The sequence below is a fragment of the Bacteroides sp. AF20-13LB genome, from assembly GCF_003603065.1.
Taxonomy (GTDB): domain Bacteria; phylum Bacteroidota; class Bacteroidia; order Bacteroidales; family Bacteroidaceae; genus Bacteroides; species Bacteroides uniformis.
On the sequence record NZ_QTMH01000011.1, the window covers coordinates 125,305 to 146,555 of the forward strand.

General features: G+C 38.8%; 23 protein-coding genes, 2 pseudogenes and 1 riboswitch. Of the genes and pseudogenes, 17 read left to right on the forward strand and 8 right to left on the reverse strand.

Going from position 1 to position 21,251, the window contains the following annotated elements; all coding sequences use genetic code 11:
* Positions 1–86: 86 nt before the first annotated feature.
* The 12 genes and pseudogenes from DWX62_RS14775 to DWX62_RS14835 form a co-directional block, all read left to right on the forward strand.
* A complete protein-coding gene (locus DWX62_RS14775) occupies positions 87–935 on the forward strand; it encodes an ABC transporter ATP-binding protein (RefSeq protein ID WP_007656984.1) in 849 nt (282 codons plus the stop codon).
* On the forward strand, positions 932–1,594 hold the full coding sequence (locus DWX62_RS14780; protein ID WP_046452808.1) for a hypothetical protein: 663 nt from the start codon (positions 932–934) through the stop codon (positions 1,592–1,594). The genes DWX62_RS14775 and DWX62_RS14780 overlap by 4 nt, the downstream gene beginning before the upstream one ends.
* A 2-nt stretch (positions 1,595–1,596) precedes the next feature.
* On the forward strand, positions 1,597–2,295 hold the full coding sequence (locus DWX62_RS14785) for a hypothetical protein (protein WP_057098592.1): 699 nt from the start codon (positions 1,597–1,599) through the stop codon (positions 2,293–2,295).
* Positions 2,296–2,406: 111 nt separating this feature from the next.
* The gene (locus DWX62_RS14790; protein WP_085978836.1) at positions 2,407–2,640 is read left to right on the forward strand and encodes a hypothetical protein; all 234 of its coding nucleotides are present in this window, start codon (positions 2,407–2,409) and stop codon (positions 2,638–2,640) included.
* Positions 2,615–3,037 (forward strand): hypothetical protein, encoded by a 423-nt coding sequence (locus DWX62_RS14795; protein ID WP_007656975.1) that lies wholly within the window; start codon positions 2,615–2,617, stop codon positions 3,035–3,037. Before DWX62_RS14790 ends, DWX62_RS14795 begins: the two co-directional genes overlap by 26 nt.
* A 161-nt stretch (positions 3,038–3,198) precedes the next feature.
* The gene (locus DWX62_RS14800; protein ID WP_046451575.1) at positions 3,199–3,531 is read left to right on the forward strand and encodes a helix-turn-helix domain-containing protein; all 333 of its coding nucleotides are present in this window, start codon (positions 3,199–3,201) and stop codon (positions 3,529–3,531) included.
* Positions 3,532–3,815: 284 nt separating this feature from the next.
* The gene (locus DWX62_RS14810; RefSeq protein ID WP_046451574.1) at positions 3,816–4,400 is read left to right on the forward strand and encodes a BfmA/BtgA family mobilization protein; all 585 of its coding nucleotides are present in this window, start codon (positions 3,816–3,818) and stop codon (positions 4,398–4,400) included.
* A gap of 4 nt (positions 4,401–4,404) precedes the next feature.
* A complete protein-coding gene (locus DWX62_RS14815; RefSeq protein ID WP_120172968.1) occupies positions 4,405–5,379 on the forward strand; it encodes a DUF5712 family protein in 975 nt (324 codons plus the stop codon).
* Between the two features lie 146 nt (positions 5,380–5,525).
* A complete protein-coding gene (locus tag DWX62_RS14820; protein ID WP_120172969.1) occupies positions 5,526–6,749 on the forward strand; it encodes an ATP-binding protein in 1,224 nt (407 codons plus the stop codon).
* Positions 6,750–6,769: 20 nt separating this feature from the next.
* A complete protein-coding gene (locus DWX62_RS14825; protein ID WP_046451572.1) occupies positions 6,770–7,771 on the forward strand; it encodes a hypothetical protein in 1,002 nt (333 codons plus the stop codon).
* Positions 7,771–8,520 carry a hypothetical protein gene (locus DWX62_RS14830; RefSeq protein WP_046451571.1) on the forward strand — a complete coding sequence of 250 codons (750 nt, stop codon included), beginning with the start codon at positions 7,771–7,773 and terminating at the stop codon, positions 8,518–8,520. Before DWX62_RS14825 ends, DWX62_RS14830 begins: the two co-directional genes overlap by 1 nt.
* 572 nt (positions 8,521–9,092) lie before the next feature.
* Positions 9,093–9,320 (forward strand): annotated as a pseudogene (locus DWX62_RS14835) (Arm DNA-binding domain-containing protein); the annotation flags it as partial.
* Between the two features lie 81 nt (positions 9,321–9,401).
* On the opposite strand, the pseudogene DWX62_RS14840 reads toward DWX62_RS14835, so the two are convergent.
* The 6 genes and pseudogenes from DWX62_RS14840 to DWX62_RS14870 all read right to left on the reverse strand — a co-directional run bounded on the left by DWX62_RS14840 (position 9,402) and on the right by DWX62_RS14870 (position 14,664).
* A pseudogene (locus DWX62_RS14840) lies at positions 9,402–9,992 on the reverse strand (RteC domain-containing protein).
* 4 nt (positions 9,993–9,996) lie between these two features.
* Positions 9,997–10,770, reverse strand: coding sequence for an N-acetyltransferase (locus DWX62_RS14845; RefSeq protein WP_005828455.1), 774 nt, complete (start codon positions 10,768–10,770; stop codon positions 9,997–9,999).
* Between the two features lie 8 nt (positions 10,771–10,778).
* Positions 10,779–11,618 carry an AraC family transcriptional regulator gene (locus DWX62_RS14850; protein WP_120172970.1) on the reverse strand — a complete coding sequence of 280 codons (840 nt, stop codon included), beginning with the start codon at positions 11,616–11,618 and terminating at the stop codon, positions 10,779–10,781.
* Positions 11,619–11,757: 139 nt separating this feature from the next.
* Positions 11,758–13,134 carry an MATE family efflux transporter gene (locus DWX62_RS14855; RefSeq protein ID WP_005835018.1) on the reverse strand — a complete coding sequence of 459 codons (1,377 nt, stop codon included), beginning with the start codon at positions 13,132–13,134 and terminating at the stop codon, positions 11,758–11,760.
* A gap of 636 nt (positions 13,135–13,770) precedes the next feature.
* The gene (locus tag DWX62_RS14865; protein WP_005828467.1) at positions 13,771–13,980 is read right to left on the reverse strand and encodes a winged helix-turn-helix domain-containing protein; all 210 of its coding nucleotides are present in this window, start codon (positions 13,978–13,980) and stop codon (positions 13,771–13,773) included.
* Between the two features lie 234 nt (positions 13,981–14,214).
* Positions 14,215–14,664: a hypothetical protein gene (locus DWX62_RS14870; RefSeq protein ID WP_117878733.1), complete on the reverse strand. Its 450-nt coding sequence runs from the start codon at positions 14,662–14,664 to the stop codon at positions 14,215–14,217.
* 127 nt (positions 14,665–14,791) lie between these two features.
* On the opposite strand from DWX62_RS14870, the gene DWX62_RS14875 reads away from it, so the two are divergent.
* Together DWX62_RS14875 and DWX62_RS14880 are read left to right on the forward strand one after the other, a co-directional pair.
* Positions 14,792–15,607, forward strand: coding sequence for a helix-turn-helix transcriptional regulator (locus DWX62_RS14875; RefSeq protein WP_005835011.1), 816 nt, complete (start codon positions 14,792–14,794; stop codon positions 15,605–15,607).
* Positions 15,608–15,683: 76 nt separating this feature from the next.
* A complete protein-coding gene (locus DWX62_RS14880) occupies positions 15,684–16,091 on the forward strand; it encodes a pyridoxamine 5'-phosphate oxidase family protein (protein WP_005835009.1) in 408 nt (135 codons plus the stop codon).
* A 48-nt stretch (positions 16,092–16,139) separates the two neighbouring features.
* Here DWX62_RS14880 and DWX62_RS14885 read toward each other — a convergent pair whose 3' ends face one another.
* On the reverse strand, positions 16,140–16,682 hold the full coding sequence (locus tag DWX62_RS14885; protein WP_005828477.1) for a hypothetical protein: 543 nt from the start codon (positions 16,680–16,682) through the stop codon (positions 16,140–16,142).
* 128 nt (positions 16,683–16,810) lie between these two features.
* On the opposite strand from DWX62_RS14885, the gene DWX62_RS14890 reads away from it, so the two are divergent.
* Positions 16,811–17,053, forward strand: coding sequence for a hypothetical protein (locus DWX62_RS14890; RefSeq protein WP_005828479.1), 243 nt, complete (start codon positions 16,811–16,813; stop codon positions 17,051–17,053).
* A gap of 125 nt (positions 17,054–17,178) precedes the next feature.
* On the opposite strand, the gene DWX62_RS14895 is transcribed toward DWX62_RS14890, so the two are convergent.
* Complete coding sequence (locus DWX62_RS14895; RefSeq protein ID WP_009037240.1) at positions 17,179–18,030, reverse strand: mechanosensitive ion channel domain-containing protein; 852 nt, start codon at positions 18,028–18,030, stop codon at positions 17,179–17,181.
* Positions 18,031–18,153: 123 nt separating this feature from the next.
* Positions 18,154–18,250: riboswitch (TPP riboswitch) on the forward strand.
* Positions 18,251–18,283: 33 nt separating this feature from the next.
* On the opposite strand from DWX62_RS14895, the gene DWX62_RS14900 reads away from it, so the two are divergent.
* Complete coding sequence (locus DWX62_RS14900; RefSeq protein ID WP_057253224.1) at positions 18,284–20,596, forward strand: TonB-dependent receptor; 2,313 nt, start codon at positions 18,284–18,286, stop codon at positions 20,594–20,596.
* Complete coding sequence (pnuC, locus tag DWX62_RS14905) at positions 20,596–21,246, forward strand: nicotinamide riboside transporter PnuC (RefSeq protein ID WP_022402261.1); 651 nt, start codon at positions 20,596–20,598, stop codon at positions 21,244–21,246. Before DWX62_RS14900 ends, pnuC begins: the two co-directional genes overlap by 1 nt.
* Positions 21,247–21,251: the final 5 nt, after the last annotated feature.

Genomic DNA, 21,251 nt, shown 5'->3' on the forward strand with positions numbered 1-21,251 from the left:
GTGCAAATATGTTACATAGCGATACTTTGAATTTACAATATGACTATATAAACAGTTTTAGTCATACGATATAAAATTTAAAAATTATGATTACAGTAAAAAACTTATCGTTTAGTTATTCTCAACTACCATTTATTGAGAATATGAATTTTCAAGTAAGAAGCGGAGAAATATTTGGCTTCTTAGGACCTTCTGGAGCAGGAAAAAGCACTCTCCAAAAGATATTAATAGGTATGCTCCCTAAATATAAGGGGAGTGTTTCTATTAATAATAATGAAATTAGAAATAAGTCTGACCAGTTCTATGAGAGTATTGGTGTCGATTTTGAATTTCCTAGTTTTTATGAGAAATTCACCGCATTGGAAAACTTAAAATTCTTTGGTTCTTTATATGACTGTAAGCTGATTCCTATCGAACAATTATTAGAAATGGTTGGACTATCACAACATGCCAATAAGAAAGTGGCAGGTTTTTCTAAAGGTATGAAATCCAGATTAAACTTTGCCCGGTCAATTATTCATCAGCCCAAAGTGTTATTTTTGGATGAGCCAACATCTGGTTTAGATCCTTCGAACTCCCAAGTGATGAAAAACATTATTCTTGATCTTAAAAATAAAGGAGTAACAATCATTCTGACTACTCACAATATGCACGATGCAACCGAACTTTGTGATCGTGTAGCATTTATTGTTGATGGCAACATTAAAGCTATGGACACTCCTCATAATCTTATCATGTCAAGGCGTTATAATGAAGTAACATATTCATATTTGGAGAATCAAAAAGAATTAAATACTACAATCGCACTTGACAAAATAAGTACAGATAAAAAGCTACAATCTCTGATTCAAGCTAATGCCTTATTATCAATACATAGCAATGAGCCAACATTAGACAATATATTCTCAGAAATAACAGGGAGGAAATTACTATGAAGCTTAAAGGTTTAATACTAGGTGATATTCGGCAACAATACAAATATGGGTTTTATGCCCTATATACGTTATTTACACTAGTGTATATTACAGTATTGCGCATTCTTCCTATGCCGTGGAAAGAACTATGTACAACTACCCTTATATTTTCAGATCCCGTACTGATCGGATTAATGTTTATGGGAGCAATAATATTATTCGAGAAAAGCGAAAAAGTAATGCAGGCATTAGCTGTTTCGCCCATATCAATACACGCATACATTTTGTCAAAGGTAATTTCCATTGGACTAATTTCTTTGCTAAGTGGAGTTCTCATCGCATTGTTCTCAGGCATGGAACATTCTTACATACATCTTGCTGTTGGAATTATGTTAGGTTCAGCATTATTCACACTGGTTGGAATATCACTTTCTGCTTTTATTTCAACCATGAATAATTTTATGCTGATTATGGTTCCCACTTTAATAATATCTGTAGCTCCCATATCTGTTTATACAATGGGCTATAAATCGGGAGCTATGCTATTACATCCAAGTATAAGTCTTATAGAACTTATGTCTGGAAATATCAGTGTCATATCTCTAATAGCAATAAGCATTTGGTGTATTGCAATGTATATTTTTTCTTGTCTGTCAGTAAAAAAAATGATGACGATATAATTATGAATCAGAATATTATTTCCTTCAAAATGTTTATCAGAAACATATTCTCAGATGGTATGTTATCTGCAATAATATGTATCCCGCTAATATTAGCAGCAATATATAGGTTTGTTTTCCCTTTAATTGTACAGCATTATCCGATGCTAAAGGATTTCAGCCTATATTATCCGATATTGGATTTATTCCTTGCAATTATGTGTCCTTACATGATTTGCTTCGCTTCGGTCTTAGTGGTATTAGATGAAACAGACATGAAAATCAACAGGTACATCACAATTACCCCACTTGGTAAGAAGGGGTATCTTATATCAAGATTGCTTATTCCTGTTTTATTTGCAGCCATTGTTTCTTTCGTACTGCTTTCTTTTTGTTCTGTATCAGATATGTCATTATGGACTACATTTATAATATCAATATTGGCTACAATACTAAGCGTTGTGGCTGCTATGATTATTTTGGCATATGCGGGGAATAAAGTAGAAGGTATGGCACTTGCAAAAGTATCTGCTTTAGTTATGGTGGGATTAATAATACCTTTTGTTATTACAGATAGTACCCAATATGTATTTTCATTTCTCCCTTCTTTTTGGATAGCCAAGTTTCTAATAAGTAATAACTATTGGTTTATTCTACCAACTATATTTCTTTCTGGCGGACTGATTTACATATTATATAATAGGTACAGCACAAAAATATAGTTTCTCCTAAAATTGATACTATAAATACCGAAGATATAAAAAGTATAGTACCTAAATAAGCATATTGAATTTATGATTATACGAATTAATATTATTCACTATCTAAAAATTATGCTTATGAATGAGTTATTGAAAATGAAGTTTTTTGAGCTATTGTCTAAAACTTCACAAGAAGTTACTAACACAGAAATGCAAGATGCCTATGGAGAATTTGTCAAGCACATAGTCGCTATTAGCAATTCAGAAGATTATTCCTATATCTTTCGGATGCTAAATCTCACCCGTATTGAGATAGTACCCCTAAAAGAGTTATATCAATGTGGGCAGGGGGAAAAATGCGCTTAAAATTCTCTATGTCCACAAAGCGTTATCGACAATTGATGCCGAGCTACAATTAATCAACTTAAAAATTAACCATCCAGAACAATTTAAGTTATCTATTCCTACAGCGTTCAAGTCCGACCTATATGTAATCCCTAAGTCAAAAGACTTGGGGATTATTGGCATTGCAGAAATCGTATTAGCTCTGTTTCTACAGGGGCAAATCGTTGGCGAAGATGGAAAACCTGTCCCAGAAGTTCGTTTAGCTCGTGGTTTTGAGCAGCTTTTCAATCTAAAATTCGGAAGTATTTACGATAAGGTAGGTGAAGTATTTACCCGCAAGCCGTACAACCTTACCAAAACATTGGATGCCTTACGAAATGCTATCATCAAAGAGGATCGAAAACGTAAGAACCGATAAAGATCAAAAAAGACACTTGTGTAAACTATTAATTTCCAGAGATTTGAAATTCTCTTTTCGGGGAGTAGGTAACTACTCCTCTTTTTCTGTTACATTGTTTTACTGAATTTTGCTTCATCAATCGATTGAGAACAATAATGTTAAACTAAAAATGAAGCAAAATGTATATAGACAACGAGAACTTCGATAAATGGATGGAGAAGCTATCTAAGAAACTCACTGAGATAGGACAAGACTTAAAATCCCTTATCAATACCGATCAGGTATTAGAAGAAAATGAACGATTACTTGATAATCAGGATTTAGCATTTCTATTAAAAGTGTCTTTCAGAACTTTACAACGCTATCGACTAAAAGGTAAGCTCCCCTACTTTACTATTGGGCATAAAACCTACTATCGGGCTAGCGATATTAGAGCTTTTGTACGTGAACGAGCCGATTTTCAAACTTATAAACAGTTTGAAAAAGCCAATCAATTAGAAAACAAACCTTGACAGCAAAATGCAGCAAAGGAAAGAAGCTTGTGTTTAAGCTATCACATTGTGTTACCACCCCGATTTAACAGAAACCGCTTCACCTATCGGTTCAGCCGGTTTCACTAAATCGAGCAAGAGGGAACTGGACAAGTCCTGTTCTTCCCTCTTGCCCTGCGGGGCAAAGCCTTCGGCTTTAGCGTGTTACAAGAACACGCTGTAATGACACCTGTAATAAGTATTTTCTTTGAAATACTTATTATCAGGTATTTATCTATTCAAATTTCTATAAAAAAGTAATTATCATGCCAAACAACAGTCGAAAAACGATATTCACTACCATTTCCATAGACAAGGAAACGGCTGCTTTGGTAGAGAAGATATGCAAACGCTATTCACTGAAAAAGAGTGAAGTTGTAAAGTTAGCGTTCGGGTATATAGACAAGGCGCATATCAACCCATCCGAAGCACCAGAATCTGTAAAATCAGAACTGGCGAAAATAAATAAGAGGCAGGATGATATTATCCGCTTCATTCGTCACTACGAGGAAGAACAACTAAATCCGATGATACGAACCGCCAATTCTATTGCGGTTCGGTTTGATACCATTGGCAAAACATTGGAAACTCTTATTCTTTCGTGGCTGGAAACCAGTCAGGGAAAACAAACAGCCGTATTGCAAAAAGTAAGTGAACAGTTTAGCAAACACGCTGACGTAATCAACCAGCAAGGGAAGCAACTAAACGCACTTTACCAGATACACCAACGTGATTATAAAAAGTTACTTCACCTGATACAACTTTACTCAGAATTATCAGCTTGCGGTGTGATGGATAGTAAAAGGAAAGAAAATCTGAAAACCGAAATCAGTAATCTAATAAACACATAGGATTATGCACATTGACTTTGCCCCACCATCAAATGGAACATATAATAATGCAGGAAGCAGTCGACAGTTAGCTAATTATTTAGAACATGAAGATTTGGAGCGGATGGAGAAAGGAATCTATACTGATGGCTTTTTCAATCTGACGGATGACAATATCTATAAATCAAAAGTGATTAAGGATATAGATAGTAATATCGGACAACTCCTAAAAACGGATGCTAAGTTTTATTCTATCCATGTCAGCCCATCGGAAAAGGAACTTAGAGCAATGGGTAACACAGAACAGGAACAAGCCGAAGCAATGAAACGCTATATTCGTAAGGTATTTATTCCTATATATGCCAATAACTTCAACAAAGAACTTACCGCTTCGGATATAAAGTTCTATGGCAAGATTCATTTTGACCGTAGCCGTTCAGATAATGAACTAAATATGCACTGTCATTTGATTGTAAGCCGGAAAGACCAAACTAACAAAAAGAAGCTGTCACCGCTTACCAATCATAAAAACACCGAAGCCGGAATAATAAAAGGTGGTTTTGACCGTGTGAATTTGTTCCAACAAGTAGAACAAGGATTTGATAAGCTGTTCAATTACAATCGCCAACAAGTAGAATTATTCGATTATCACAACACAATGAAAAACGGCTGTATATCCGAGCTGTTTAAATTACAGCAGCAACAAATTCAATCTGGTGAAAGAGAAACAGAAATCAATCAGGTTAGTAATCAAGAAAACCTATTTTCTGTCAATCTTGAAAACAAAAAAATAAGCAATATTTCTTTCAATACAGATAGAAAAACTGATAGAGATAATGATACGTATATTCCTAAAATACAATCTGGTAGACAAGAAAGTAATATTTCTCCTTGCTCCCTTACCACCTTTGTTCTATCAGGTATAGACCTATTATCAAATCCAAATATTTCAGAGGAACAAAAGTCCAAACTCAAAAAGAAAAAAAGGCGTAAACTGTAATTCCTTATCAACTTAAAATCGAAAGTTCCGATTGTTTGCCACAAATTATAGCAGCATCTTCATAGAAATATTTCATAAAAATGGTGCTAGATAATATATATTACATACCTTTTTCCTATTTTTGTTGAAACATAAATTACTTCATAATGAATACCTTAGATTTAGAAGTTTTTGGCGAAGATGAAAGACGCATTAGAAAATCTAATGTGAGGCACATTTTTACTCCTCACAAACCTATTACTGATGAACGTTTTTTTAGAGGACGTTTAGAGGAGATGAAGCAACTTTTATCTACTCTCAACACTCCTGGAGAGCATGCACTACTATATGGTGATAGAGGTGTAGGAAAAAGTTCTTTAGCAAATATCACTGCTCAAAATTTAGTTAAGCTGACCGAACAAAAATTAATCATAAAAAGATGTGATAGTTCTGATAACTTTCTAAGTATTATTGAACCTGCATTAATTGAGGCAGGATGCTGCCCACGCACGATTTCAATTACATCTCAACAAAATTTCAATATATCAATTTTTAAAAATAATATAACATCTGGAAATACTGTACAAAAAGAAGGCAATGTAAATCAATCATTATCACCATCATGGGTTGCCCAGAAAATCAAAGATTTAAATGTACTTTTGCTAATAGATGAGTTCGATGCTATACAAGGAGTAGAAGATAAATATAAAGTAGCAGAACTCATAAAACAATTAAGTGATTCCGATTCTAAGTTGAAGATACTGATTGTAGGTATTGCAGAATCTTCCTCAGAATTAACAGAAGGACATCCTTCTGTACAACGTTGTCTTAAAGAGATCAAATTGAGTCGAATGAAATATGAAGAACTTACACACATAATAAAATATGGGGCGAATATGTTGAACTTAATTTTTGAAAAAGAAGTAATATATCGAATTGTCAGATTAAGTTCAGGATATGCTTACTTTACACATCTTTTAGCATTAAAAGCCGCCGAAAAAGCTATAATTGAGGAAAGACAAACTATTGCATTGAATAATCTCAATTTTGCGATAGAAAAAGCAATAAATGATTGTGAAAGTTCTCTGCAAAAGCTTTATGAAATATCGATAAAATCATCAGTTGAACGTTACAAGAAAGTATTATATGCAATAGCTTTATGTAATGATGAATTTATCAAGAAAAAAGATGTAAAGGCGAAATATGAATCAAAATTTGGAGAACCTTTGATGCGAAGTGCTTTAGACTCATGTTTTTCTAGAATTGCTTCAGATGATAATAGCAAAATTCTCAAACGAATATATAAAGGTGTATATCGTTTTTCTGATCCAAGAATGGCTTCGTATATAAGGATTGTTCAATCTTATATGTATACTTCTAACGAAAATTAAATAACATAAACTATAACACTATGGCTGCAAATAATCAATTAGATGTTTATAAAATAATTTTGAAGAAAAAAAAAGGTTTTAATTTTAAAACACTCATTACTTCTCGATATGTTCAAGACCAAGAAACGAATTATCGAAATAGTGGATTATTCAATCTTCTATATAAAGCAATTCTTGAACAAATAGCAAAAGAGATATGGAGACATCCAGAAAGTAAAATTGGTCTTACTTTATTTAAGAAAAGAGGGGAAAAGGAGAATAAAATATTAACATCTCATTCTTCTGAGTTTGTTATAGAAGGGTATATTGATGGAGGACCCTATGATATGATTAGGAAATTATCGAATCTATCAAAAACAAAAAGCCAAAATATAAAGAAAGATGACATTATTACAGATCGATATTATATTTATATGTATTTCCCTTTACACTCCAATGTAGGAGTTGTCTTTTTACAGAGTAAATCAAATGCTAATATCCGAACAGCAATCAAGAAATTTTTGCCGGAGATTTGCAAAACGGATATAAATAAAGGATGTAAAGTTGAAACTTATATACCTACTTTCCTGAAAGAAGAATTCAAGGAAGGGGCAATAGTTCAATCATTAACTTATAGCCAACAGTTTGTAACGGAAGTTGATACATCCGACGGGATAACCAACCATGAAGAAGCATATAATGTTATAATTCAAATTCAACCTCAAAATCAGACGGTTGAATTAGGTTCAATAAATTCTTTATTAGACAAGGTCGGAAATATGGCAATAAAAGTAGGTCAACGTATAAAGCCTTTATCTGAATTTGAAAAGAAAAAAGGGGCACTTAGAAATGAAGACATGAAAAAAACATCTCCTTTTAGTCTTGATGATGATGAAAAAGTTCGTCCAGTTATTATGCTAGATGATATAGAAACATTAGGAATAGACGAAGATGGGAATTTCTGTAGAGCTGATTTAAAGACCTATTGCGATGGTCTTTTGCAACAAATTTATTCCGATATTTATCCTATTTCAAATGAATAATGAAAACTAATTATTTAATATATTATGTTTTAAAATTAATAACTAAAGGTCAAGAATGGCAATATAAAAATTTGAATGGAAAAGGAGATAGACCAAAATTGTATTTTACACAATTACAATTGATAGCACTTCTTATTTCTATTCTTTTTGTCTACACAAAGCCTAAAGGGCTGAGTAATGAAATGATTAATTATGTGTTAAGCTCTCTTTCAATAATGACGGCTCTGTTTTTGAGTTTGATCATTATTATCTTTGATAAGTTTAATAATTTCAATTTCAAAGGGGAGGGTGATGATGAAAAGATTCACAAATTTCATATGTGGAATTTCTTTTATCAATTTAATGCGATTACATCATATGCGATTTTAATATCGACATCAGTTATTATATTACTGGTATTTACATTAATGTTTGGGAAAGAAATTGATGTTTCTCAATATACATTTGTGTCATATAAACTTGTTACATTTGAATCAATCCTTTTATTTCTCAAATTACTATTTGTATATTCAATTAGAATAGTTATCGCATACTTTCTATTGGATTTCTTTATTTTATGTATTTATGCCATATCAAGTATTTTTCAGTATGTGAGTAATGAATTTATAAAAGAAAGACCCAATATAAAAGTAAATAGAGAAGAGTCAATAAATGATACAATGCAAGAAGAATATGGAAATTTACCCAAATACTTGAAAATTATTTTTATAATTTCATTTATTTTGGCTATGCTTTATGTCCTGTTCTAATTGTTGTCATGAACCAAAAGTATCAAGAAACAATATAACTTAAGAATAACCCAGTACTAAAATGAGATCGATTGAGAAATGAAAATTATTCTTATAGCAGAAATGCTAAACAAAGAAGCCTTAATGAGTTTGGTAAAACCAATTAAAATCACTATTTTTGCACTCAGTATTCTCCATGAGCAAACTGCCGCAAAAGTACGTAGCAAATTAGTGGGATAATTCATGGGATATGCTTGAAGTTAAAAATATAAAGTTTTAAATATCAGCGTGGTAACTCTGCAAGGAGAATCCCAGGCGGATCACCAAGAAGCTGGACAAAACCAGACAAAGAAAAGACAACTCCTACAATATCAAGGTATTGCAGGAGTTTTTTCTTTGTATAAAGTCCGTGACCTAAGACACGAAATGGTCACAAAAAGACATACTTTCGTGACCAATTCGTGACCTGTCCGACCTTTCGGATTTTAGGTCACGGAATGTCTGAAATTGTCGGTTTGTTGTCTTGATTTGTCCGTACTGCAAATATCTCATTTTCAGTTCATCAATTTAATTTTGTAACTAAAAAAGAGATTATGAGAAGTACTTTCAAGCTACTCTATTTCGTCAAACGAAATGCAGTAAAGAAGAACGGCAACGCACCGATTATCGCACGTATCACTATCGACCAAGTTGTAGCCCAGTTCAACACCAAACTGGAAATAAATCCGGCTCACTGGAGCGTGAAGTTAGGCAAGGCTTCCGGCAGAACCGCAGAAGCCGTACATATCAATTCTATGCTGGAAAGCATCCACAGCACGGTACCCCAACAAGACTAAATGGTTGATTTATAATATTGAAGCAATATAATACTGGCGAAAAGAAAAACAGAAGTTTGTCATTTACTATCCTTCGTCCATTCGTTTGACTAAGCTGTCTTGCAAACGGCTAAGATATGCCGTCCAATCCTTCTTCCGTTCTTTCATGGCAATATAAGCGGCATAATAATCGCCTAACTCCATTTAGAGCACCGTACTGAGAAAATTCATCATTTCTTTTATTCCCACGTTGCCATTGTTAATGCCACCCGAAGAAACAAGGTTGAGAAATTCAGGTCTTTATCGAATTGTGCGCTATCGGTACATAGGCGTAAATCAAACTTTCCACGAACAACATAATATTCATCATACAAGGTCGAATGAAAACGATAATATTGGTAAAAGTCCAGATTACGGTTAAAGAAGCAGGTCAGGTTATCCAGTTCTTTACTTAATATAGTTTCTGATTACATCATTACTACCATCGGGGCATTGTGTTTCTATCCGATAAATCTTATAGAAGGAATGAATTTGCAGTTTTGTTTTTAAATCATTGAGAACCGCTTGCAAACGACGCACTATTGAAAGAAAAGTTTCAACAATATCATAACCGTAGAGGTCGATTTCAGATATATTGACCTCTATTTCAGCTAACATGTTATTAACCAGTTCTTTCATTTTACTACTTTAATAGTTTTGTAAATTTAGACTCAGTACAAATACTTAAATCCGTAGTTACAAACTTCCCATTGTAAAAAAGAGAAAATATAGTAGCTGGTGTAGGAGAGTTTTGTGCTTGCTCTCTCGTTTCCAATTTAATTACTTTCAAAGGAATATTTATTTCTTGCGCAAGAACACGCAACACTCCATTTACATAATAATCCGTATATGGGCAACGATTAGAATAATAAGCCACTATTCCCAGTTTGTCGGGGCATTCTCCACTTTTGACGCAATCATTAAAATATGGAACTGCACTATTCTCATGAAAACTCATTACCAACAATGAAAATCCATTTGGAAGTTTTTCTATTTCCTTAAAGCCATGTTGCAGTAACCATTTCGTATCACTCATAAAATGGTTCTTTTTTGTACCTACAACAGTAACCAATCCATTTTTTTGTTGCTTTTTTGCATCTTCAATCACAAATTGGAGCAAATTATATCCATGCCCTTGACCTTTATACTGCCCTGAAACCCAAAAACAATTAATCATTAAATAATTAGGGGCAGTAACCGGAAGCCACGCATATTCAGCAGGAACATATTCTATAAAAACTTTGGCTCGTGCATCAAGCCGCCTAAAAACATAGCCATTAGCAAATTCCTTTTTTAGCCATTCCTTTTTGGACTCATATCCTTCCAAGCATTTTTTGTCAGAGAATGCGCAGCAGATATGTTCTTTATCTATATTATCCTCTGTTAGAGTTATATATTTAGGTAAACTATTTTCCATGCTTTTATTTATTTTATCGGTATGTAGATTTTTGTGATACTCTCTTTTTTATTTTCTTTTGAATAATTGATATACTCCTCAAAAGACATCCCATGACGAAGTGAATATTCTTGGCTTACGTTAATGATGTTATACCAGTCCTGCAAATCTGTATAATACCCCTGCAACGTATAGACCGCATATTTACCTTGTGGTAGCCGGATTGTACCAAATTCACAAGTAGGCATAATTTCCTTTTGTACCGATGCACAAGCATAGAAACGACATTGATTAGGGTTTGTCACATTAGGGTCGTCAAAACTTAACCCAATAAAATGTGTATCGGGCAGAAGTAAGTCATTGCTCTTTAAGAAATGTATCAATTTACTCCATACTGTTTCATAAGGTTCTTCCTCTCCGTACTTACCCCATATACGGATATATACTAAATTTAATCCCTCGAAATTGTAGACTTCAGAATGCAATTCGCACTCCTTTCCATCATGTTCGCACTCTTTTAATCGCATCCTTAATCTGCTGATATATGTTTTGGGAGAGATACCAAATTGTTTCTTAAATGCTTTGGAGAACGATTGCGGATTATCGTAGCCGACTAACCCAGCCAAATTCTGTAAACTCATGTCTTCAGTTTGCATATATAGTACAGCTCGTTCTACTCGTTGCCTCGCCACATAAGAGTATAATGGTTCATCCAAAGCAGAACTCATCATACGGAGCAATTGCCGTTGAGACATATTTACTATGTCGGCTATTACATTCAATTGCAATGGCTGATGCAGATTAAAATTTATGTAATCAATTACTTGATTGACTTTCTGTTTGTATATATTTTCAGTGCTACTTTTCATCTATAACGATATAATTTGCAAATATATAGAGTTCATACAAATGTATGATTGTCCAATCTCGCCAATTTTAGAAATCTTAGGTTACGGTTTTAGGAGGTTATGTCAAAACGTTGGCACAACCTCGTTTTTTTAAAGGCATCTACGACGTAATGAGTTGGCTGGAAACTTTATAAGCATACCGATGCTTCAGAACAAAAAGCAGAATCACAATGATTGTCAAAGCCTCCGAGAGTGGCATTGCCAACCAGATTCCCGACACACCCAAGAACTTCGGCAACAAAATAAAACTCGGAATAAGGAAAACAAAGCCACGCAACAAAGCAAAAATCGTAGCTGGCTTTATTCTTTCAACACTCTGAAAATAACCTACCACAGCAATATTCACAATGAAAAAGACAAAGCCGCTTGCAAAATAGGGGAAACCGTGTATCGCTATCTTCGCCGCTTCACTGTCAAGACTGATGAAAAGGCCAACCAGCAGATAAGGATAAACAGTGAATGCCACCGTTGCAACCACACCGCAGACCACAGCCGTCAGCAACGCAATACGTTCCGCCGTCATCACTCTTTCCTTGTAGCCCAGTCCGAAATTATAGCTGATAATAGGCTGGGCAGATTGTGCAATAGCATTACCTACCATGAAAACAAAAGGAATATAATAGCACGCTATACCGAATGCCCCTACGCCATCGTCCCCCAGATAGGACATAAATACCTGGTTCCCGACGAACATAAGAACAGCAAGCGTTGCCTCTCCCAATAAGGCAGAAGGACCGATACGGCACTGGTAACCAATATTCCGCACGGAAAGCCGCAGGCTCTTGACACTCCATTTGAGTGGTTGTAAACGCAAATGCCGAGCATAAAACAGTAGATAGACCATCGCCACCAGTCCGCCGGCCATGATGCTGATGGAAGTGGCAAATGCTGCTCCCATGACTCCCCAGCCAAAAGGAAAGATAAACAGCCAGTCGAGCACCACATTGATTACAGCCGTAATCAGGCTGCACAACATAGCCAGCTTTGGAGCACCGTCCAGACGAATGACGAACAGCGGCACCGTTATCCATATCTGAAAGACCCATGACGGAACAAACCACAGCAGATAATCCGTCACCATAGGCAACAGATGTTCGGAAGAGCCGAGCATCCGGGCTGTTTCTGCCGGAAAAGCCATCATCAAAGCAGAGGGTATCAAAGCAACAATCGTTACAAACAGTAATGCTTGTGTCACATTCAACCGAGCAGACTTGCTTTTGCCTCTCGACAATTGGATAGAAGCGACCACAGAACACCCGGCACCAACCATAAGCCCGATTCCCGTAAAAAGCATCAGTAAAGGGACACAGATATTTACGGCCGCAATCCCGTCGCTACCTACTCCATGCCCGACAAATATCCCGTCAATCGCTGTTACGGCCGACATACTGAGCATACCCAGCAACGTAGGAACAAAATATTTCCGAAACAATGTAAACACATTCAGTGTACTCAAATCAATTGCATCTCTTTTCATGTTCAACTATATTTATAGGTTATTGTCTTGCCCAAAAGCAAAAAAATGCCGGATAAAATGATTGGTTTTACCCAGTCATCTTATCCGGCATTTTTACAGCCCTCCGATGAGGATTACAAAACTCTTTTGGTTTTCTAATTCGCGTGCAAAGGTGGGACTTCTTTTTCAAGTATCCAAATATTCATGATTTCTTTCACTGAAAAAGCAGCAAAACATGAACATTATCCACTACCATATCACTCTTTTGAAGGTAGACACACAGCCAATGAAAGACAGTCTATCAGTCTTTCATTGCTCTAACATAGGCTGTCAATACACTGAATAAATGATAGTTAGGCATGCGCACTATTGTGGTACGACTTCTCCACAAGCATGAAGAAGCCGTACCACAATAGTGAAGAAACTGCATCACAACCGTGCACAATAGTCATTAATAAGCTTTTAGTAGGAGAAAGAGCTGTTCTTTGCGGAAAGAAGACCAGCCATTTGCACAAGAAAAAACAGCATGCAAGCAAAGTTTGCCTACATACTTGCATGGCATCTGCTTACATACTGTAAAATGCGGTATAACAAACAATTAGAAAGCACCATGCAAGCATGTAAGCAAAATGTGTGGTAAACCTATTGTATCTCTTTTCATTTTGCGATGACTCCATAGTAAACCATGTTATCAATACGCTTCTGATAAATCTGGTTATTCTGCAGCAGATACCCCAAGGCCAAACACAAATCCACATCCCTGAACTTCGTCAGTTTCTGCAATTCAAAGATTGTACACTTCTTAAGATTGCACAAAATGGAATATACCATTTTCATATTATTGGTCGCCTTCTCAATACTCTTCATATTATTATCTTATTATTAGTTCCTTTCTTAAAATGATATCCTATATTATCTACTCAAATATAAGATAAAGACAGAGCAATGACAAACATTGCCCATTCTTTTCATTTCAGATAACATTCTTTGAACTACATATACCTAAAATCTGCAAAAAATATAGAACTTTATAAATATCAACACTTTATAGAAAGGTATATTCACATTATACTATATCCGGAAACGATTATGTTGGTATAATCAAGGTACTATTATATGCTTGCCTTCGGGAGTGACTACTACCGAGCCCATTTTGATGTAATGTTTCCCTTCCGGCGAAACTATTACCTTTGTTTCGCTACTCTTGTCGGAAGATTCTTTTTTCTCATTCATGAAACTCTTGTCCCGCGAAGTGGTAACCGGATAAGTATCCTCCAGATAGCTCTTCATTTCGTCCACTTTTCCGTCTTTGAACCACACCTTGACAGCCGACCACCCCGCAGGAGTATAAGCACGGAATGTCCAAGCCTCTCCCTCCTTATTCAAATCTCGAAATGCAGGCTCTCCTAAAATGGTACACACCTCTTTAAAGCTCATACCACGTTCAATGCTGCTCAACTGCTTATAATCAAACCCGTAGCTCTCATAAATGCCACAGCCCGTCACCAAGACAGCGAGTAACAAGCCTAAAACAACTGACATCTTTTTCATAATAGAAAGTTTTAGTATTTATCCATACAGCAAATGTAGTATGATAAAAACCTCCTTTTCCGTGATTCTCTCTATTTATACATAGGGATTTCCCTATCTTCGAAGTTTATTCCTATCTTTACAACCTATGTACAAAGAATATCATCCCAGCCCCCTGCTCTCCCCCTATATTGACAAATATTGGGAGTTTAAAGGACAACCCGGATACGGCATGCATATCAACATCCTGCCGGACGGATGCACAGACTTTATATTCACGTTGGGTGAAGCCCCTAAGGCCGTACACGACAGCCTCGTTATGCAGCCCTACCATACCTACTTCATTGGAGCCATGACCAAATATTCCGAATTAGTGACCCATACGGTAACAGTCCATATGCTGGGAATCCGTTTTCTGCCTTGCGGAATACTTCGTTTCATGGACCTCCCTTTGCAGGAGCTCACCAACTTGCGGTTAAACGCCGATGAGCTTACAAGCCTCTTTACCCACTCTTTTGCAGAGAGACTGGGCGAACTGGGAACCATTCAAGAGCACCTGGTCTTTATTGAAAACTTCCTGCTTCAAGCCTTATGCCGATACAGTCCAAAAGCAGAACGGAGCATGCTGTTCGCCATACAGCAAATCAATCGATGCAAGGGTGACTTGTCACTCCTCCGGTTAGCGGAGGAGACTTGCCTATGCCAACGCCATTTCGAACGGAAATTCAAGCAGCACACCGGACTTACACCCAAAGAGTACAGTCGGATTATGAAGTTCAAACATGCTGTAGACTTGTTGCGAAGTACCTCTTTCGACAATCTGCTGTCCGTTGCCATCAAAGCAGGATATTATGATGTTTCCCATCTCTCAAAAGAAATCAAAAAGATGTCCGGCAACGCGCCAAGCCAGCTTCTCACTTCCGCTCCATTGGAAGAAGGGACTTTGAGTTATGTGAAAACATAAAAGTCGATTTTTTACAATAGCTCTTCCTATTACCATGCCTATATTTGCAGCAATCAAATCAATAAAAACATCCAATATGGCAACATTAATCGAGAAAGCAGCAGAAATCTTGGCAAGATGCGAAACCGTCGTCATCACTTCCATCAACCAAGAGGGATATCCCCGCCCCGTTCCAATGAGCAACATCAAGTCGGAAGGGGCCACAACCGTATGGTTGGCGACCGGCAAAGACAGTCTTAAAACAAAGGAGTTTGCAGCCAATCCGAAAGCAGGTTTGTGCTTTCAGGAAAAAGGAAACAGCGTAGTGCTCACCGGTGAGGTGGAGATTATAGAAGACGAAGCCACCAAGCAGGAAATGTGGCAAGAGTGGTTCAGCGCACACTTCAGCAAAGGCCCGACAGATCCCAATTATGTATTACTGAAATTCAAAGGACACCATGCCACCATTTGGATTGACGGACATTTTGTACGCAGAAATCTTTAAGAAGAGCATTCAGTTCCTCATCTGATGTCTTGCATGGGGGGATGAAAACTATAGCCCCTTCGTTATCACCGGCAATCCGAAACCTCCTTTCTGCAAAGTCAGGACTTTCGGTTTGCCTTTTCGTGCTTTGTTGTATGTGGCTGTGGAAACATGCAAGGTCTCTATCGCTCCATCCTCGAAAGCCACCTTTAAGTAATATTCCTTACGTACTCCGTCCGACACATAACGATGCTTGCCTACTTTACGTCTCTTTTCATGTTCTTTTATCAGCTTCTCAAGTACGGTAACCGTCACCTCCTTTGTCGAAGCAGGAGCCGCCATCCGATAATTCCCTACCAGAAAAAGCGAACAACTGATGACACCCACGCACACCACATGGCACAATATATTCACTGCCTTTTGCTCCATCGTTGTCAGCCATATCCATTTTTTATATAGAGGAAGTGTAACGACTGCCACCACAAGTCCTACCCCTACGGGTATCCACACAGCAGCCAACGTATCTTCATAGATGTTATATCCGATGCAGCCCAAAGCTACGACCAGTACAAACATCAGAAAACGGAGTATTTTTATAAACAGTTCTTTCATTGCCGCGTTTATATTTTTTGCAAATATAGGAAAAATATCATTCGACCGACTGTCAAATCTGTTCAATCTACATGAACTTACTTGCTTGATAGAATGTTATAACTACAATAACTAAAACAGAAAATATCATGGAAAAGAGCTTAATTCATAGTAATGAACTGCATTTTATCAGTAAGAAACGCATTCATCAAGCAGTAGAGAAAATGGTTGAGTCATTGGATTTGGCTGCGGGTTCCACAACCGGCTTCAACATCTATGCAGTAGTGGAGAGCTATTTCACGGATTTGGAAAAACGAAAAGAAATCAATCAGCTGCTCAACCTGGAGCAAGATGTCTGCGAAGAAATAGAGGCAGAATTAAGTTATAAATAAATTACGGAGTTACCGACTACTATTAAGTTACGGGCTACAAGTGTCCTGCAGTATGATAATGCAGTACACTTGTAGCCCGTAACTTATAGTAGCTGATAGCCAGTAAATTGAAACTTGTAGCCCACTCAGTCTTTCGCCTGATGCACCGTCAACTGCGGGAATGGGAAGTCGATACCTTCCTCATTGAATACGGAGTAAATCTTCTTGTTCATATCAAAATAAACGCCCCAGTAGTCTCCGCTCTTCACCCAAACACGAATCACCACATTCACACTGCTGGCATCCAAGGCATGAAGAGCTACAAACGGTTCGGGAGTATTCAAGATACGGCTGTCTTCGGAGATGATACGACGCACGGTGCTCTCTACCTTGTCATAATTCTCACCATATTCTACACCGATCACCCAATCTACACGACGCGTATCCTCACGGCTGTAATTAGTCACTGTACCACTGCTCAACGCACCGTTAGGGATATAGATTACCTTATTGTCGGCTGTGGTCAGAATCGTATGGAAGATTTGAATCTCACGTACCGTTCCGGACACTCCCTGGCTTTCAATCCAGTCGCCTACCTTGAAAGGACGGAACAACAGTACAATCAATCCACCCGCAAAATTCTGCAAGTTTCCGGAAAGTGCCATACCGATAGCCACACCGGCAGATGCCAACAAAGCTGCAAAAGAAGTAGTTTCCACTCCCAATTTGCCGATAACGGCAATAATCAGCAGAATGGTCAGCAAGATATTGACTAAACTTTTCACAAAGCTCTGGATACTGGCATCCACATGTCTTTTTGCCAATAACCTCGCCAGCATTTTCCTAAGAAAGGAAATCAAGAACCGTCCTACCACAAAGATGATGACAGCTCCAATAATACGTCCACCGGCACTTACGCCCCAATCTATCAATTGCTGAAGGAATATCTGCAGTTTGCTGAAACCATCGTCAGCAACTTGGGCAGCAAAGGCTGCCATGAATAAAGATGATAACATAACTATACTCTTTTTTTAAAATTAATGCTGCAAAATTAACAAATAACTCTGACTTTCGTTCACTTAACTTGCCACTTTCGACGAAAACTCCTACCTTTGCTCCCGATTTCAACTAAGGGGTGCCCTAATACGACGGGCTGAGATCATACCCATTAACCTGATCCGGGTAATGCCGGCGGAGGGAAAAGAAGAAAAGTTCCCCTTTTCTGTATTCATCTAAACGAAACAATTGCAAATGAAGAGACATGCAATGGCGACCTGCCTCCTTATGGCAGCACTGGGTGTCTGTGCGCAGACACAAGAGCAAGACAGTCTGCGGGTGATAAACCTGCAGGAAGTGGAAGTCATCTCCACACGTGCCACAAACAGCACACCGGTGGCATTCACCAATATAGGCAAAGAACAACTGAAAAAACAGAATTTCGGACAAGACCTGCCGTATCTGTTGAGTATGACACCCTCCGCCATTACTACCAGCGACGCCGGTGCCGGGGTGGGTTACACCACACTGAGAGTCCGCGGAACAGATGGCACACGCATCAACGTCACCGCTAACGGTATTCCCATCAACGATGCGGAAAGCCACACGGTATTCTGGGTCAACCTGCCGGATTTCGCCTCCTCCGTCAAGGATATGCAGGTGCAACGCGGAGCTGGTACCTCAACGAACGGTGCAGGAGCTTTCGGTGCCAGCATCAACATGCAGACGGGTGATTTCTCCATGAAACCCTATGCAGAATTCAACGGTTCCTACGGCTCCTTCCATACGCACAAGGAGACGGTGAAAGTGGGAACGGGACTCATCAACAATCATTGGTCGTTCGACGCGCGGCTCTCCAACATCAGTACAGACGGATATATAGACCGGGCGTCTGTGGGACTGAACTCCTATTACCTGCAAGGAGGGTACTACAATGACAACACCTCTATCAAGCTGATAACCTTTGCCGGCAAAGAGCGCACTTACCACGCATGGAACTATGCCAGCAAGGAAGAGATGGAACGTTACGGACGGCGTTATAATTCCTGCGGATTCATGTACGCCACCGACCGGGACGGCCATGTATACAACAAAGAATATTATAAAGACGACAACGGCGAGAAGCATTACCTCACGGACGAAGGAGGTGCACTGCATTTCTATGACGACCAGACCGACAACTATACGCAAAAGAATTACCAGCTGCTATTCAACCACAATTTCACCCCACAATGGAACCTGAATATCGGCCTGCACTACACCAAAGGCGACGGATACTATCAAGAATATAAAGGTGAACGCTCGTTAGCAGAGTACGGCATGTCTCCTTTCGAATACAATGGCGGCAAGGTAGAAGTAAGCGACCTTATCCGCAAGAAGGCAATGGACAACTGGTTTGGCGGTGGAATCTTCTCCGTAAGCTACAAAGCCGACCGTCTGCATGCCTCGCTAGGCGGTGCACTGAACCGCTATGACGGCGACCACTTCGGCAGGGTGCTTTGGGTAAAGAATTATATCGGCCATCTGAACCCCGACCACGACTACTACCGCAACAACGCCACAAAGAATGACGGAAATATTTATCTGAAAGCCAATTATGAACTGGTAAGCGGCCTCAGCGCCTACCTCGACCTGCAATACCGCCACATCAACTACAAGATAAACGGACTGAACGACAAGTACAACTGGACTGCCGCCACTCCGGGAATGCAGAAGCTGGACATCGACGAAGACTTCGACTTCTTCAACCCGAAAGCCGGACTGTCCTGGCAAATCGACCGCAACCACCGCCTATACGGTTCGTTCAGCGTAGCCCATAAAGAACCTACGCGCAACAACTACACCGACGGCTACTTCACCGAACATCCCAAGGCTGAGCGTTTGTTCGACTACGAACTGGGATATACCTTCGCCAACTCATGGCTCCATGCGGGTGCCAACTTCTACTATATGGACTATAAAGACCAGCTGGTACTGACGGGAGAGCTGAACGAGATAGGCGAAGCCATGGCCAGCAACGTGCCCGACAGCTACCGTACGGGTATTGAACTGATGGCTGGCATCAAACTGGACTGCGGCTTCCAATGGGACATCAATGCCACACTCAGCAAGAACCGTGTGCAGAACTTTACCGAGACACTTTTTGAAAACGAGGAGGCTGGGTCGGAAGCATGGGTCATCAAACACGGGGATACCCCCATCGCATTCTCTCCCGACTTCATACTGAACAACCGCTTCGGCTATACGTTCAAGGGATTCGAGGCCTCGTTACAGTCACAATATATCAGCAAGCAATACATGAGTAACGCCAAGCAAGAGGAGTGCACACTGGATGCTTATTTCGTAAGCAACCTAAATCTTTCCTATACCTTCAAGTTGCCTAAAGTAAAGTCGGTAACCATAGGGTGCACCATCTACAATCTGTTCAATGAAGAATACGAAAACAACGGATACGCAGGCAGCGGATACTATCACGACGACAACGGAGGAAAAGTCCGTTACAACTATGCCGGCTACGCTGCCCAGGCGGGAACGAATGTATTGGGACATATAGCAATCAATTTCTGATGGAACATACTCTTGAGATTATAGGCACTGTGGTCGGGATTCTCTATCTCTGGTTGGAGTACCGGGCAAGCATTTATCTTTGGATAGCGGGCATCATTATGCCTGCCGTCTATATTTTTGTCTACTATGATGCGGGGTTGTATGCAGATTTCGGCATCAACATCTATTATCTGGGTGCTGCCATCTACGGCTGGATGATGTGGAAGTACGGAGCATTTCTGCGCCGGACTATCTTGCGGCGGAAAGGTGCAGGACAGAAAGGAGAGGACACAAGAACAGAAGAACAAAAACTGGAACTTCCTATCACCCATATGCCGGCGCGCTATCGGCTGCCACTTACTGCCGTATTCATCGCCGCTCTGCTTGGCATTGCCTGGATATTGATAAACTTCACGGACAGCAATGTGCCCTGGCTGGACTCCTTCACCACCGCACTGAGCATAGCCGGCATGTGGATGCTGGCACGGAAATATGTAGAGCAATGGTGGGCATGGATTGCGGTAGATGCCGTTAGCGCCGGACTGTACATCTACAAAGGACTTGATTTTACAGCCGGACTATATGCCCTTTACACAATTATAGCTATCTTTGGCTACTTCAAATGGAGGAAAATGATGAACAAGGATGAAGGATTAGAGATTAGGGATTAAGAAAG